Raw genomic sequence first — 14,480 nt, 5'->3', positions numbered from 1 at the left:
GTTCCGCGGAACGCTCATCCCCGGCGTGCGAGGTCGGCCAGCCACTTCTTGAGCAGCACCGTCTCCGGGACACCGAGCACGTCGTTGTCGTCGGGCAGCGCGAGCAGCGCAGCGGCGGCGTCTGCGGGGCGCTGAACGCCCGGGGAGCCCTGCCCACCGGTGACGGCCGCGAGGGTGGCCTCCCGCATGTCGGCCGACAGCCCCGGGTCCGGGCGGGCGGTGATGATCTGGCGCAGGGTGACGCCGACGTTGGCCGCCAGGACGTGCGCCGCGGCACGCTCCGGGTCGACGGTCAGTCGACCCCGGCGGTGCGCCTCGCGGGTCAGGGCGAGCAGGGCCGCCGCCGGGCCGTCCTGGGCGGCGGGCCGGCGGCCGGGCGTGACCTGCCCGTACATCAGGGCGTAGAAGCCCGGGTGGCCGATGCCGAACGCGACGTGGGCGTCCCAGCCGTCGCGGATGTCCTGGATCGGGTCCCCACTGGACTCCTGGGCCTCCTTGGCGGCCAGGTACCGGGCGAACCCGTGCTCGACGACGGCGTCCAGCAGACCCTCCTTGCTCCCGAAGAAGTGGTACAGCGTCGGGAGCCGTACACCGGCGGCGTCGCAGATCGCCCGCAGCGGAACGCTCTCCCCCGGCGAGGCGGCGATGAGGTCGGCCGCCGCGTGCAGGAGCCGGTCACGGGTCCCGAGCTCCACCGGTTGATCTGCCACGGCCCCACTGTAGGGCGGCCGCCCCGGGCCGGGGCGCGGGCGGCGGACCGGCCGCCACCCCGCCCCGGCACCCACGACGACACCCTCAGCGCGTGGTGTAGCCGCCGTTGGCGAAGATCGTCTGCCCGGTGATCCAGTTCCCCTCGGTCGCCAGGAAGCGCACGATCGGCGCGATGTCCTCGATCTTCGTGAGCCGGCCTCCCATGGCCATCGACTTGTGGAACTCGACCCGTTCCGGGGTCTCCTGCGGGTAGAAGAACGGCGTGTCCATCGGGCCGGGGGCGACGTTGTTCACCGAGATTCCGCGGTCGGCGAACTCCTTGGCCGCCGCGCGGGTGAAGTGCTCGACCGGGGCCTTGCCACCGGCGTAGGTCGAGTAGCCGTCGGTGAACGCGGCCAGCAGCGACGTGACGACGGTGATGACGGCGCCGTTGTCGGCGAGGCTGCGGCCCGCCTCCTTGATGAAGAAGTACGCGGCCTTGGAGTTGATGTCGAACATCGCGTCGTACTCGGCCTCGGTGGTGTCCACGATCGGCTTGCGGAGCACCTTGCCCACGGCGTTGACGGCCACGTCGATCGGTCCGAGCGACCCGGCGGCGTCGGCGAAGAGCTGCTCGACCTGCGCCGGCACGGTCAGGTCCCCCTGCAGGAGCACCCCCTCGCGACCGGCCGCCTCGACCGCCTTCAAGGTCTCCTCCGCCTCGGCGCGCGAGGACCCGGAGTTGTAGTGGATCGCGACGTTCGCCCCGGCCTCGGCGACCTGCCTGCTGATCAGGCCTCCGAGGTTCTTGCCGCCCGCGGCGACGAGCACGTTCCGGTCCTGCAGCGACTGCGTGGTCATGCGTTCTCCCCGATCGAATGTGTATCGCTTGTACAGCTATGTGTATCACTCATACAGAGTGTTGTCGACCGCGGCCGCTCAGAACGCCCAGGTGCCCGTCATCAGCGCGATCCCCGTGACGGCCAGGAGCCCGACGACGACGTGCTCGCCCGTCCCGCCGGTGCGGAAGCGCAGGGCCCGTGGCCAGCGGATGCCCTCCAACGGCCAGAACGCGAACCGGTTCCCGTGCGAGGTGAGCTCGTCGCCGATCGCGCCGACCCAGCACCCCGCGCCGGCCGCGACACCGGTCCAGACCGCCGTCTGTCCGGGCAGCAGGAACCCGGTCCCCCACCACGCCAGCATCCCGACCGCCGCGGCGAACACCGGCGAGTGCGACAGCCCGCGGTGCGACACCCCGGTCGTCACCCGCGACAGCCACCGGATCACCCGGCACAGCAGCCAGGTGACCGGCGGCAGTGCCCGCGCCGCGACGCTCGACGGGTGGTCCAGGTCCGGGGCGAACGCGGCCAGCGCGCACACCACCACGACCACCGGCACCAGCACCGGCGGTGGCGGCACCGCCGAACACACCGCGAGTCCCAGCACCGCACCCGACAACGCGTGCGTACGCCCCATCATCGTGACCCCACCCCTTCCGGAAGAACACGGAACGTAAGCACGTGACACCGCGTCGCCCGGTCCCGACACGCTCGGGACGGTCTTGACCGCATCCGGCGGGCCGCGCAGGCTCGCACCGTGACGCAGCGGTGGCGCAACTGGGCGGGCAACCAGCGCACCCGTCCGATCAGGACGGTCCGGGCGCGCGACACCGCCGACGTCGTCGAGGCCGTCCACCGGGCCGCCGGACAGGGCCTGCGGGTGCGCCCGCTCGGCAGCGGTCACTCCTTCACCGGCATCGGCGTGCCGGACGGCGTCGCGCTCACCGGCCCCGCCGACCCGGCCGCGATCCGGCTCGGCGGCGGGCTCGTCACCGTCCCGGCGGGGGTCACCCTGCACACGCTGAACCGGTGGCTGTGGGACCGTGGCCGCGCGCTCCCCAACCTCGGCGACATCGAGGCCCAGACCGTGGCCGGCGCGATCTCCACCGGCACCCACGGCACCGGTGCCGGGTACCGCGGCATCGCCGACGGTGTGCGCGGGCTGCGCCTCGTCGACGGGCTCGGACAGCTCCACGAGCTGCGCCCGGACGTCGACCGCGACCTGTTCGACCTGGCGCGGGTGGGGCTCGGGGCGCTCGGCGTCCTGGTCGAGGTGACGCTGGCGACCGTGCCCGCGTTCCACCTGCACGCCCGCGAGGCCGCGCGCCCGCTCGCCGAGGTCCTCGACGGCCTCGACGACCTCGCAGCCGGGCACGACCACGTCGAGTTCTACTGGTTCCCGCACACCACCACCGCGGTGCTCAAGACGAACGACCGGACGGAACGGCGCTCGCCCGGGCGCGGCCGGGTCGCCGCGCTGGCCGGCGACGAGGTGCTCGGCAACGGCGCGTTCGGGCTCGTCCAGCACGTCGCTGCGCTCGCCCCGCCGCTGGTCCCGCGGCTCAACCGGGTCATGGCAGGACGGATGGCCGCCGGGGAGTACGTGGCCCCGTCGTTCACGGTGTTCTGCAGCCCGCGCCGGGTCCGGTTCCTCGAGATGGAGTACGCCGTGCCGCGGGCCGCGTTGCCCGAGGCGTTCGCCGGACTGCGGGCCGCCGCCGCGCGGCACGCCCACGACGTCGCGTTCCCGGTCGAGGTTCGGATCCTGCGCGGCGACGACATCGCCCTGTCCACCGCCCACGGCCGCGACACCGCCTACCTCGCGGTGCACGTCCACGCCCGGCGTCCGCACGCGGCGTACTTCGGCGCCGTCGAGTCGGTGCTGTCCGCACTGGACGGACGCCCGCACTGGGGCAAGCTGCACACCCGCACCGCGGAGCAGCTGCGCCCACGCTATCCGCGGTTCGACGCGTTCGTCGCCGCGCGGGACCGGCTCGACCCGGAGGGCCGGTTCCGCAACCCCTACCTCGACCGGGTCCTGGGGGTGCCGTGCACGTCGACGACCTGACCACGCCCGCGCTGCTGGTCGACGCGGCCGCGCTGGAGGCCAACCTGGCGGACATGGCCGCGCTGCTGCCCGGCCCGCGGCTGCGCCCGCACGTCAAGGCGCACAAGACCACCGGGCTGGCCCGCCGGCAGGCCGCGCACGGCCACACCGGGTTCACCTGCGCCACGGTGCGCGAGGTCGAGGGGATGGCCGCGGCCGGGCTGGGCACGGACCTGCTGCTGGCCAACGAGGTGCTCGACGCCCGTCGGCTCGGCGCCGTCGTCGAGTCGGGCGCGCGGGTCACCGTCGCGATCGACTCGGAGCAGACGCTGCGCGCCGCCGTCGACGGTGGGGTGCGGGAGGTGCTGGTCGACGTCAACATCGGGATGCCGCGCTGCGGGATCGCGCCCGCCCGCGCGGGCACGCTCGCCGATGCGGCCCGCGCCGTCGGGCTCACGGTGCGCGGGGTCATGGGCTACGAGGGCCACCTGCAGATGGTCGCCGACGAGGCCGAGCGGGCCCGGCTGACCGCCGAGTGCACCGACCGGCTCCGCGCCGCGCACGCCGACGTCGGCGGCGAGATCGTCTCCGGCGGCGGCACCGGCACGCACGCGATGAACACCGTCTGCACCGAGATCCAGGCGGGCTCCTACGCACTCATGGACACCGCCTACACCGCCGCCGGGCTGCCGTTCCGCCCCGCGCTCACCGTCCTGTCCACCGTGGTCTCGACGACCGCGCCGGACGGTGACCTGCCCGGCTGGGCGGTCGCCGACGCCGGGCTCAAGGCGTTCGGCATGGACCACGGCAACCCCACCGTCCCCGGCGGGACCGTGTGGTTCTGCGCCGACGAGCACCTGGTGTTCGCCGCCGACACCCCGCCACGCACCGGGGACCGGGTCCGGATCCTGCCTGCCCACGTCGACCCGACCGTCGCGCTGCACGAGCGGATGCACCTCGTCGACGGCGACGAGGTGCTGGAGACGTGGGAGGTCGACCTGCGCGGCTGGTGACGCCTACCGGCCGAACCTCTCCCCCAGCGCCGCCAGGCCCGCACCGAACACGCCGTTCGCGAACAGGCCCGCGAGGTCGCCCTCGTCGGCCCCGTCGGCGTCGAACTCGGTCCACCACTCGCCGAAGGTGTGCCCGACCGCGGTGACCGGGGCCAGCCGCACGGTGGAGACGTAGCGGCGCACCGGGAACGGCGACTCGAGGATCTCGTAGGTGAGGGCGTGACCGCGCTCGTCGAGGGCGGTCAGCTCCTCGACGACGGTGCCGCCGCCCTCGGCGAGGGTCAGCCGTCGCTGCGCGCCGATCTCGCTGCCGGACGCACCGCGGATCAGCTCGCAGGTCGCGATCGCCGGGTGCCAGCGGTGCAGACCACCGAAGTCGCGGACGTGCGGCCACACCTCGGCCAGCGGCGCCGTGATCACGGCGCTGGAGTAGGGACGGGGCATCGGGGACTCCTCCTCGGGGGTGTCAGGACTGCCGGCGCAGGTGGGGGGCCTGCGCCGCGAGCTGGTCGAGCTGGCTGCGGACGTCGTCGAAGCCGCTGTCGACCCGCAGGTCCAGGGCGATCGACGCCGCGTGCTCGGCGGTGTCGTGGAACGCGGTGCGGGCGACCTCGAGGCGGGCGCCGACCGTGCGGGCGACCTCGCTGCCCTGGCCCGCGGACTCCAGGCTCTCCCCCATCCGTGCGGTGCGCAGGGCCTCCGCGAGCTCGGCGTCGAGGTTGCGTCCGATGTCGCGCAGCCAGTCCTTGGCGGGTCCGTCGGGCACCGTGCGCACGACGCCGTGGAAGGCGGTCACCGAGCCGACGCAGCCGGAGTACGCCCGCGCCCAGCGCGAGCCGGCGACGAGCCCGGCGGGCAGCGCCTCCGGGGCGTTCTCGGCGGCACGGCGCATGGCCTCCCGCTCGGCGGGGCTCGCCGAGCGCAGGTAGGAACGGGCCAGCGCCTGCGCGGGCAGGCCGACGAACAGCACCGACGGGACCGCGCAGAACACCGCCGAGGCGATCGCGTAGCCCAGCGTCCGGCCCAGCAGCTCGTCGGCCGGGTACTGCCCCACCTGCGTGATCCCGACGATCACCCCGACCAGCACGCCGAGGACCGCACCGGCGAGCAGGAGCACCAGCCAGCCGTGCGAGGCCAGGGTGTGCGACACCTTCCCGCCGCGCACCGCCATCCGCCGTCGCCAGTCCCCGCCCGGCGGCGGGGCGGGCATCCCGCGGGCCATCATCGGACCAGCACGTTCTTGAACGCGCGGGTCTGCTCGGTCAGCGCGGTCTCGGTCGGCAGCCGCTCCATCGACGAGGCGCCGTAGAAGCCGTGGCAGACCCTCGCCGACCGCAGCACGTACGCGGCGTCCTCCGGCATCGCGACCGGCCCGCCGTGCACGAGCACCAGCACGTCGTCACGGACCTCCAGGGCGGCGGCCGCCCACTCGTCGACGAGCGCGACGCAGTCGTCGAGGGTCTTCGCGGTGCCCGCGCCGCCGGTGGTGAGCCCCATGTGGCACACCACGATGTCGGCGCCCGCCCGGGCCATCGCGCGGGCGTCGGCGGCGGAGAACACGTAGGGCGTGGTCAGCAGCTCCTTCGCGCGGGCCGCGGCGACCAGGTCGACCTCCAGCCCGTAGCCCATCCCGGTCTCCTCCAGGTTCGCCCGGAAGGTGCCGTCGATCAGCCCGACGGTCGGGAAGTTCTGGATACCGGCGAACCCGAGCGAGGCCAGCTCGTCGAGGAAGCGGTCGGTGAACAGGAACGGGTCGGTGCCGTTGACGCCCGCGAGCACCGGGGTGCGGCGGACCACCGGCAGCACCTCGGCCGCCATCTCGACGACGATGTCGTTGGCGTTGCCGTAGGCCAGCAGCCCGGCCAGCGAGCCGCGGCCCGCCATGCGGTAGCGGCCGGAGTTGTAGATGACGATGAGGTCGATGCCCCCGGCCTCCTCGCATTTGGCCGAGAGCCCGGTGCCGGCGCCGCCGCCGACGATCGGCTCGCCGCGCGCGGCCATGTCGGTGAAGCGTTCCATCAGCTCCGCGCGGGTGAAGCGCCTCATCGCCGTACCTCCTGCCAGGCCGAGAGCACCGCGGCGGCGAGCTCGGGGTCGTTGACGTGGTGCCCGACCCGCCGGACCCGGTCCGGGTGGTCCACAGCGGACTCGACCGCCGCGAACAGCGCGGCGTCGGCCTCGGGGTCGTGGAACGGGGCGCCCGGCGCGTCCAGTGCGGACACCCCGCCCAGCGGCAGCAGGAAGCGCCACGGCCCGGTGAGCGCGTTCAGCTTCGCCGCCAGCCAGGCCCCGATCTCCCGGTTCTCGGCCACGGTGGTGCGCATCAGGGTCACGTTCGCGTTGTGCTCGTGGAACAGCCGGTCGGCGAACCGGGCCGGGACGGTGTCCCGCGCGCCGAAGTTGACCATGTCCAGCGCGCCGCAGGAACCGACCCAGGGCACGCCGGTGCGGGCGATCGCGTCCAGCCGGTCCGGGCCGCAGGCCATCACGCCGCCGACCAGCAGGTCGGCGACCTCGGTGGTGGTCAGATCGAGCACCGAGTCGACCAGACCGGAGTCGACGAGCTTCTCCAGCGACGGCCCGCCGGAGCCGGTGGCGTGGAAGACCAGGGCGTCGACCCCGTCGCCGAGCCGCTCGCGCACCGCGGTGACCAGCGGTGTCGTCACCCCGAACATCGTCAGGCCGACCGCGGGCAGGTCCCGGCCGGCCTCCGGGGGCGGCGCGGTGACGGCGGCGGCGAGCATGTGCGCGGCGTTGCCGAGCACGCGGCGCGAGATGCGGTTGAGCCCGGCCACGTCGGTGACGGCGTGGAGCATCGCGACGTCGCTCGCGCCGACGTAGGGGGCGACGTCCCCGGAGGCGACGGTGGAGACCATCAGCTTCGGCACGCCCACCGGCAGGTCCCGCATCGCGGGGGTGACCAGCGCGGTCCCGCCCGAGCCACCCAGCCCGAGGACGCCGCCGACGTCGTCGCGGCCGGCGAGGAACGCCCGCAGCGCCCGGGCCATCGCCGCCACCGCGCTGCCGCGGTCACCGGTGAACACGGCGTCCGCCCCACCCGGGTGGCACGCCGCCACCGCGGCGGCGGTGACGTCCGGCCCGGGGGCCGCGACGCCGGAGGTCGAGACGTCGACCCGGCACACCTCGGCACCGTCGGCGGCCATCAGCTCGGCCACGTGGCCGAGCTCCGCGCCCTTGGTGTCGAACGTCCCGACGACGTATGCGGTCCCCACACCGGAGTTCTACCGGTTGCCGGGTGCCCGGGGCGAGAGCCGGAGCCCGGACGGCGCAGGGCACCATGGGCACCGCCCCCTTCCGCCGGGCTCGTGACCTGAGGGCCCGTGACGTCGTTGGAGAGACATGCTCGGTCAACCGGACGATCCCCGTGGCATCGTGCTCACGCTCGACGGGCGGCCCGGCGGGGCGGAGACCGGCGCCCCGGAACGGGGCGGTGGCCCGCGTCCCCTCCGCAACGGGACCCCGCCCGGCCCGGCGCTGCTGCTGAGCTGGACCCGCACCCCCGCCGTCGACGACGACCGCACCTGGGCGACGGTGTCGGCCGCCGGTGAGCTGGCGCGCCGGCTCGCGCCCGACGCGGGCCGCGCCCCCGCGGCCGGGCTCACCTTCCGGCTCGCGATGCCCGAGGCGTTCGGCGCCGAGCCGCTCCTGCGGCTGGCCGGCGGTGAGACGGTCCCCGCCGCTCCGGGGTCCTCGGCACTGGTGCCGGTCGCCCCGACCGCGCCCGGCGACCGGCACGGCGCCGGGCTGGGTCTGCTCACCCTGACCACCGCGGCCGAGATCGCCGCGACCGGCACCCAGACCCGGGTGCTCGACGAGCTGACCGCCGCGGTCGACCAGCTGGCCCCGTCCTGCGTGATGCGGCTGGACTCGCGGCTGCGGGCGGCCGAGGAGTCGTTGCGCGAGGCCCAGACCGAGCTGCTCGAACGCGGGTCGCTCGTGGTGGACCGCGACGCGACCGACAGCGGCTCCCCGTCACGCGGCCTGGAGACCGCGGTGGCGAACCTGTCGGTGCTGCGCCACCAGACCCACGCCTGGATCGCGGGCTGGGAACGGGTCGTCGCCGGCGCGGACCCCTCGGGCACACCGGGGCCGGCGATGCGCGACGCGCTCGGTGAGGTCGGCAAGCTCGGCTGGACCGGGTTCCCGGCCGCGGTGCACGGCGCCTACCAGGCGCTCGTCCTGGACGCGCGCCGGATCCTGCTCAGCGCGACCGACCACCTGCTGCGGGCCCCGAACCGGCCGCTGCCCGCGCTCCGGCCGCTGATCGAGAGCGATCTCGCGGGCCGGGCCGCCGACGTCGCGCGGCTGCGGCGGCTGCTGACCACGCTGTCGACGCTGCCGCAGACCGTGCGCAAGCGCTCCGGCGGGATGATGCCCAACCTGATCGCCGACCAGGCGGCAGCCAACGCCCGCAGCCAGGCGCTGTTCACGCGGATGGCGAACGCACTGCGGTCCCCCACGTGGGACGGCCGGGTCGTGGTCGAGGTGCGGTCGCTGCAGTCGGGCGAGCTGCAGGTGCTGCGCCCGGTCTGACCCCGGACACACCGCGGCCCTCCCGGCCGGCGCGGAGCCGGTCGGGAGGGCCGGGACGGGTGTCGCGGTGGGTCAGCGGGCGACGGCCTTGGCGCGCTTGCGCGCGTCCTTCGCCGACGCCTTGGCCTGCTTCGCGGCCTCGGCGCCCGCCACCGACGCGCGGTCTGCCAGGTCCGAGCCGAGCTTCGCGGCCTGCGACTGGGCCTGGGTGACCAGCGTGGAGAAGCGGTCCACGTACTCGGGCGCACGCTTCTCCGCGCGGGCGGCGGCCTTGCGGGCCTGCTTCTCCCAGCGCACGCGACGCTTCTCGGCCTCACGCACCCACCGGTCGCCGGTCTTCCCGGCGGCCTTGCGGTACTGGGCGCCCTTCTTGTCGACGACCTTCTCCAGCTGGGCGCCCCGCTTCTCGGCGGCCTTGGCCAGCTTCGCACCGCGCTTCTCGGCGGCTGCGGCCTGCGTGGCGGCGGCCTTCGAGGTCCGCTCGGCGGCGGCGGAGAGCTGCTCGGACCACGTCGAGGCCTTGTCCGAGGCGACCTCGCTCAGGTGTGCGGCCTGCTCGGAGGCCTTGCCGCCCCACTCGGTGGCGCGCTCACGCACGACCGGGCCGTACTCCTCGACGGCCCCGGCCAGCTTCTCCCGGCTGCCCGCGGCGGCCGCGGCGATCGAGGTGCCCGCGCCGGCCAGTCCCGCGGCGAGCTGGGCGCCGGTGTCCGAGCCCGAGCCGGACAGCCGGGCCTGCGCCCGCTCGGCCGCCTTGCGCGTCCGGTAGGCCGTCGACGGCTTGCCGTGGGTGTCGGCGGCCGCGATGAGCAGCCCGCCGAGCAGACCGACGTTCTTCAGGAAGTGGATCTGCTCGTCGGCGCGCTTGCGCTGGTCGGTCTCCTCCCAGAAGCGGTGCCCGGCCAGCGTGGTGGGCACGAGCGAGGCGGCCAGCGCGGTCGCCGACAGACGGGGGAACCGGCCCAGGGCGAGCAGCGAGCCCGCCACGATCTTCACCCCGGCGTCGACCTTGATCAGGGTCTCGTTGTCCGGGCGCCGGTCCAGCGGGGCGTTCTCCACGACCTTGTCGATGGCCGGGGCGGCCTGGTCGAGGACGGGCTGTGCGGCGGAAGTCAACGCGTCGGCGTTCCGCAGCTCGTTGATACCGCCGTAGATGAACACGGCCGCGAGGGCGGGTCGGGCTACACGTCGCAAGACTGGCATGGGGCACCTTTCCCCGGCTCGTCCGTCCGCAAACCCGGGGTGGGTGTGGCGTCACCGCCGGGGAGTGGCAATCATGCCCGGGTGACGAACGGACGGCGGGCCATCGGGCTCGACATCGGAGGAACGAAGGTCGCCGGAGCGATCGTGGGCGAGGATGGCACGGTCCACGCCGAGCTGCGGCGCAACACCCCGGACACGTCCGATGCGGACACGATGACCACCCTGCTGCGGGAGATGGTCGAGGAGCTGCGGGACGGCACCGAGGGGGCGGGCGTCGTCGCGATCGGCGTCGGCGCCGCCGGGACCGTCGAGTGGCCGGTCGGCCGGATCCGCTGGGCGCCGAACAACAACTACGAGAACTGGGACGTCCGCGGCCTGCTGGAGTCCGCCTGCGGGCTGCCGGTGGTCGTCGACAACGACGGCAACGTCGCGGGCCTGGCCGAGGCCCGGCTCGGGGACACCCGCAACGACGACATGGTGCTGCTCACCGTGGGTACCGGCGTCGGAGCGGGGATCGTGCTCGACGGCCGGATCTACCGCGGGCCGCACGGGCTCGGCGCCGAGGTCGGGCACATGAACGTCAACCCCGACGGCCCGCGGTGCGGCTGCGGCAACCACGGCTGCCTCGAGGCCGTCGCCTCGGGCACCGCGCTGACCCGGATGGGCCGCAGCGCCGCTCTGCACGACCCGAAGGGCATGATCGCGACCCTGGCCGCCGAGGCCGGTGGCGAGGTCACCGGCCAGCACGTGACCATGGCCGCGATGGCGGGCGACAGCACGGCGGCGTCGCTGTTCCAGCGGCTCGGGCGCTCGCTGGGTATCGGGATCGCCAGCATCAACGCGATCTTCGAGTTCGAGGTCGTGCTGATCGGCGGCGGCCTGGTCGACGCCGGCGAGCTGCTGCTCGAGCCGGCCCGCCGGGCGGCCCGGGAGTTCCACTACGGACCGCCCGAGGTGCGCCCGATCCCGCCGGTGCTGCCCGCCACCTACAAGGGCGACGCCGGGAAGATCGGCGCGGGCCTGCTGGCACTGGAGGAGACCTGATCTCGCTCCGCAACCGCACCGGGGCACGACTACGCTCGGACGGGTGACACTCCTGCTCGGACCGGTGCTGCGGCACGTCGACGAGACCAGCGCACTGATCTGGGTCCGGACCTCCGGCCCGTGCCGCGTCTCGGTGCTCGGCAGCGACGCCGCGACCTTCGAGGTGGCCGGTCACCACTTCGCCCTGGTGCGGGTGACCGGGCTGACGCCGGGCACCCGCACCGCCTACGAGGTCCACCTCGACGGCGAGCAGGTCTGGCCGCTGCCGCACTCGCCGTTCCCCCCGAGCCTGATCGCGACGCGCGGCGCGGACACCGACGACCACCAGCGGATCGTCTTCGGGTCCTGCCGGTACGTGAAGCTGGCCGACCCGAAGCTGGCCCGGCAGTACGGCCTCGACGCGCTCGACGCCTACGCCGGCCGGATGGCCGGGCTGCCCCCGGAGACGTGGCCGACCACGCTGCTGCTGCTCGGCGACCAGGTCTACGCCGACGAGCTCACCCCGCAGACCCGGCGGCGGATCGCCGGGCGCCGGGAGCGGCACCCCGACTGGCCCGACGACGAGATCGTCGGCTTCGACGAGTACTCCGGTCTCTACCGCGACACCTGGTCGGACCCGGAGGTGCGGTGGATGCTGTCGACCGTCCCGACCGCGATGATCTTCGACGACCACGACGTCCGCGACGACTGGAACACCTCCGGCGCCTGGCGCGAGCAGATCGCCCGCCTGCCGTGGTGGTCCGAGCGCATCCGGTCCGGCCTGGCCTCCTACTGGGTGCACCAGCACCTGGGCAACCTCTCCCCCGCCGAGCTGGCCGCCGACCGGACCTGGCAGGAGGTGCAGGCCGCCGAGGGCGACGTCTGGCCGCTGCTGTCCGAGCGGGCCGCCCTCTGGGACCGCGAGACCGGCGACGGCGACGACACCCACAAGGACGAGCGCTTCTCCTTCTGCTGGGAGCTCGGCCGCACCCGGCTGATCGTCATCGACTCCCGCAACGGACGGATCGTCGAGTCCACACCGCGGCGGATGGTCTTCGACGCCGAGTTCGACTGGATCTCGGCCAGGGCGCTCGCGCCCGGCGACATGGACCACCTCGTGCTCGGCACCTCGGTCCCCTGGCTGATGCCGCAGGTCATCTCCGACCTGGAGGCCGCGACCGAGAAGGGCGCGAACGGCACCGGCCGGGTCGCCGCGGCCGCCGAATGGGCCCGCCAGGAGGCCGACCTGGAGCACTGGCCCGCGTTCGGGCACTCGTTCGCCCGGCTCGCCGACCTGGTCCGCGCGGCCTGCCGCCCGCGCGGTGGGGACGCCCCGCCCGCCACGGTGTCGGTGCTGTCGGGCGACGTCCACCACTCCTACGCCGCCGTCGCCGACGTGCACACCCGGGAGCCGGGGGGCCGGCCGGGACGCGGCCCGGAGGGCACCCGGGTCCACCAGCTGACCTGCTCACCGGTGCACAACGTCGTGCCCGCGGTGATGCGGGTGATGTTCCGGATCACCTGGTCGGGACTGCTGGGCCGGCTCACGACCCGGTGGACCCGGCGGACCGGTGCCGAGCGCGCGGGGGTGGCCTGGGAACGCACGGCCGGGCCGCTGTTCGGCAACCTCGTCGCCACGCTGGAGACCGACGGGCGCCGCGCGTCGTGCCGGTTCGAGCGGCCCCGCTCGGCCGCGGCGCTGGACACCGCGGCCGAGGTCGTGCTGACCCCGCAGGCCCCGCCGGCGGCGGCCCGGCAGCGCAGGGGGACCGCCCCGGCGGCCTGAGCGCGGCCCCGGTGCTCAGAACCCGGTGCGCTCCAGCCAGGCGGTCCAGACGCCGGCGTCACCGAGGACCTGCAGGCGGTCGTCGTCGGCGGGGATCCGGCGGGTGAGGCCCTGCAGCAGGTCGGCCGCGGTGCCGCGGACGGCGGCGTCGCCCTTGCCGTGCCCGTGCTCCCAGACGACCCGCCCGCCCTCGCCGCGCACCATCCACTCCCCCGCCGCTCCGGGCAGGTCGTCGGTGGCGTGCAGGTGCAGCGTGGCGCCGTCGGCCAGTGGCGGCTCCTCGGCGGCGGGACGGGCCGCGAGCAGACCCAGCCACTCCGAGGCACCGTCGGCGGCCACCGCCGGGTCGATCGGGAACGGCACTCCGAGCGCGACGGCGACGTCGGCACGGTGCACCGTCGCCTCGTGCAGCCGGCGCCGGACCCACCAGGCCGACGGCCGGGGCCCGGTGAAGGTCCACACGGGCGCGGCGGGGCCGGCCGCGGCGACGGCGTCGAGCAGCTCGGTCGCCCCGTCGCGCAGCCACTGCGCCGCGACCTCCGGACCACCCTCGGGCGGCTTCCCACCGGGCACCTGCCGCGGGTCGAGCGCCTCGGTCGCGCCGGTGGCGACCATCCGGGCCGCCCACCGGTGCCCGCGCCCGACGTGGCGGAGCAGCTGGAGCAGCGACCAGCCCGGGCAGGTCGGGACCGGGTCGGCCGTCGTCAGCATCGCGGCGAGCCGGTCGTTCTCGGAGAGGAGGACGGCGGCGTACGGGTCGACGGTGCTGCGGTCCGGTGTCGTGGTCATGAATTCGTACCCCCGGTCGCGGAACATGTGGGCGGGTTGCGGCGAGTCGTGCATGACGATCACCCGGTTCGGGTAGGCATGGATCATGCCGCCTCATCGCGACTGGACGCGACGGGGCGCGGGGCGGGCGCTGCTGTACTGGCCGTTGACGGCCTTCCTGTTGGTGGCCGCGTTCCCCGCGTACTCCGTGGTGCTGGTCATCGCCTCCGGGATCCTGCTGCCCACTCTCGGCCTCGTCGCCGGTCTCGCCGGGAAGCGGTGGCGTGCGCGCAGGCTCGCCCGTGCCCGGCGCCTGCTGTCCGACGCCGCCGAGCCGCTGCTGCCCACCGCGGGCGGGACCACCGGGCCCGCGGCGGAGTCCGACGCGTCCGGTCCCGACGTCGCCTGGCCCACCGGACGGCACGCCCGCCGGGTCCGTGAGCAGGCCGCCCCGACCGGCGAGGAGCCCGTCGCCCGCGACGCCGCCTGAGCCGCACCGCAGCCCCCTGTGACGCTCGCCCGGTTCCTTGTACGTCCGATACTAGGATGTCAAACTA

Annotated in this window: 15 protein-coding genes; 6 read left to right on the top strand and 9 right to left on the bottom strand. The window is 74.9% G+C overall.

All coding sequences use genetic code 11. From position 1 onward, the window contains the following. Positions 1 to 14: 14 nt before the first annotated feature. From KPF47_RS01300 to KPF47_RS01290, 3 genes are all read right to left on the bottom strand, one after another. Positions 15 to 710, bottom strand: coding sequence for a TetR/AcrR family transcriptional regulator (locus KPF47_RS01300; protein WP_224386373.1), 696 nt, complete (start codon positions 708 to 710; stop codon positions 15 to 17). An 85-nt stretch (positions 711 to 795) separates the two neighbouring features. Further along, positions 796 to 1,551, bottom strand: coding sequence for an SDR family oxidoreductase (locus KPF47_RS01295; RefSeq protein WP_224386372.1), 756 nt, complete (start codon positions 1,549 to 1,551; stop codon positions 796 to 798). A gap of 78 nt (positions 1,552 to 1,629) precedes the next feature. Beyond that, the gene (locus KPF47_RS01290) at positions 1,630 to 2,169 is read right to left on the bottom strand and encodes a metal-dependent hydrolase (protein WP_224386371.1); all 540 of its coding nucleotides are present in this window, start codon (positions 2,167 to 2,169) and stop codon (positions 1,630 to 1,632) included. 117 nt (positions 2,170 to 2,286) lie between these two features. Between KPF47_RS01290 and KPF47_RS01285 the strand changes: the two genes are divergently transcribed. Next, positions 2,287 to 3,597 carry a D-arabinono-1,4-lactone oxidase gene (locus KPF47_RS01285; protein ID WP_224386370.1) on the top strand — a complete coding sequence of 437 codons (1,311 nt, stop codon included), beginning with the start codon at positions 2,287 to 2,289 and terminating at the stop codon, positions 3,595 to 3,597. After that, positions 3,579 to 4,589, top strand: coding sequence for an alanine racemase (locus KPF47_RS01280; protein ID WP_224386369.1), 1,011 nt, complete (start codon positions 3,579 to 3,581; stop codon positions 4,587 to 4,589). Before KPF47_RS01285 ends, KPF47_RS01280 begins: the two co-directional genes overlap by 19 nt. Positions 4,590 to 4,592: 3 nt before the next feature. Here KPF47_RS01280 and KPF47_RS01275 read toward each other — a convergent pair whose 3' ends face one another. From KPF47_RS01275 to KPF47_RS01260, 4 genes are read right to left on the bottom strand one after another with little or no spacing between them, the layout of a single operon-like run. Beyond that, complete coding sequence (locus KPF47_RS01275) at positions 4,593 to 5,033, bottom strand: SRPBCC family protein (protein ID WP_224386368.1); 441 nt, start codon at positions 5,031 to 5,033, stop codon at positions 4,593 to 4,595. Positions 5,034 to 5,055: 22 nt separating this feature from the next. Next, on the bottom strand, positions 5,056 to 5,799 hold the full coding sequence (locus tag KPF47_RS01270) for a hypothetical protein (RefSeq protein ID WP_224386367.1): 744 nt from the start codon (positions 5,797 to 5,799) through the stop codon (positions 5,056 to 5,058). Positions 5,800 to 5,810: 11 nt separating this feature from the next. Then, positions 5,811 to 6,635 (bottom strand): phosphoenolpyruvate hydrolase family protein, encoded by an 825-nt coding sequence (locus KPF47_RS01265; RefSeq protein WP_224386366.1) that lies wholly within the window; start codon positions 6,633 to 6,635, stop codon positions 5,811 to 5,813. Further along, positions 6,632 to 7,822 carry a Tm-1-like ATP-binding domain-containing protein gene (locus tag KPF47_RS01260; RefSeq protein WP_224386365.1) on the bottom strand — a complete coding sequence of 397 codons (1,191 nt, stop codon included), beginning with the start codon at positions 7,820 to 7,822 and terminating at the stop codon, positions 6,632 to 6,634. Before KPF47_RS01260 ends, KPF47_RS01265 begins: the two co-directional genes overlap by 4 nt. 127 nt (positions 7,823 to 7,949) lie before the next feature. On the opposite strand from KPF47_RS01260, the gene KPF47_RS01255 reads away from it, so the two are divergent. Beyond that, complete coding sequence (locus KPF47_RS01255) at positions 7,950 to 9,143, top strand: hypothetical protein (protein WP_224386364.1); 1,194 nt, start codon at positions 7,950 to 7,952, stop codon at positions 9,141 to 9,143. Positions 9,144 to 9,215: 72 nt separating this feature from the next. Here KPF47_RS01255 and KPF47_RS01250 read toward each other — a convergent pair whose 3' ends face one another. Beyond that, on the bottom strand, positions 9,216 to 10,337 hold the full coding sequence (locus KPF47_RS01250) for a DoxX family protein (protein ID WP_224386363.1): 1,122 nt from the start codon (positions 10,335 to 10,337) through the stop codon (positions 9,216 to 9,218). A gap of 90 nt (positions 10,338 to 10,427) precedes the next feature. Between KPF47_RS01250 and KPF47_RS01245 the strand changes: the two genes are divergently transcribed. Further along, the gene (locus KPF47_RS01245; protein ID WP_224386362.1) at positions 10,428 to 11,390 is read left to right on the top strand and encodes an ROK family protein; all 963 of its coding nucleotides are present in this window, start codon (positions 10,428 to 10,430) and stop codon (positions 11,388 to 11,390) included. 43 nt (positions 11,391 to 11,433) lie between these two features. Then, the gene (locus KPF47_RS01240; RefSeq protein ID WP_224386361.1) at positions 11,434 to 13,155 is read left to right on the top strand and encodes an alkaline phosphatase D family protein; all 1,722 of its coding nucleotides are present in this window, start codon (positions 11,434 to 11,436) and stop codon (positions 13,153 to 13,155) included. Positions 13,156 to 13,170: 15 nt separating this feature from the next. Here the strand turns inward: KPF47_RS01240 and KPF47_RS01235 are convergent, their stop codons facing one another. Then, positions 13,171 to 14,031 carry a maleylpyruvate isomerase family mycothiol-dependent enzyme gene (locus tag KPF47_RS01235; protein WP_224386360.1) on the bottom strand — a complete coding sequence of 287 codons (861 nt, stop codon included), beginning with the start codon at positions 14,029 to 14,031 and terminating at the stop codon, positions 13,171 to 13,173. On the opposite strand from KPF47_RS01235, the gene KPF47_RS01230 reads away from it, so the two are divergent. Further along, entirely contained in the window at positions 14,030 to 14,413 is a 384-nt protein-coding gene (locus tag KPF47_RS01230) for a hypothetical protein (RefSeq protein ID WP_224386359.1), read from the top strand. The genes KPF47_RS01235 and KPF47_RS01230 overlap by 2 nt on opposite strands. Positions 14,414 to 14,480: the final 67 nt, after the last annotated feature.

It is taken from the genome of Pseudonocardia sp. ICBG1293, assembly GCF_020131355.1.
Classification (GTDB): domain Bacteria; phylum Actinomycetota; class Actinomycetes; order Mycobacteriales; family Pseudonocardiaceae; genus Pseudonocardia.
The sequence above is the reverse complement of the archived record's forward strand: the minus strand, read 5'-3'. Positions and strand labels throughout refer to the sequence as shown.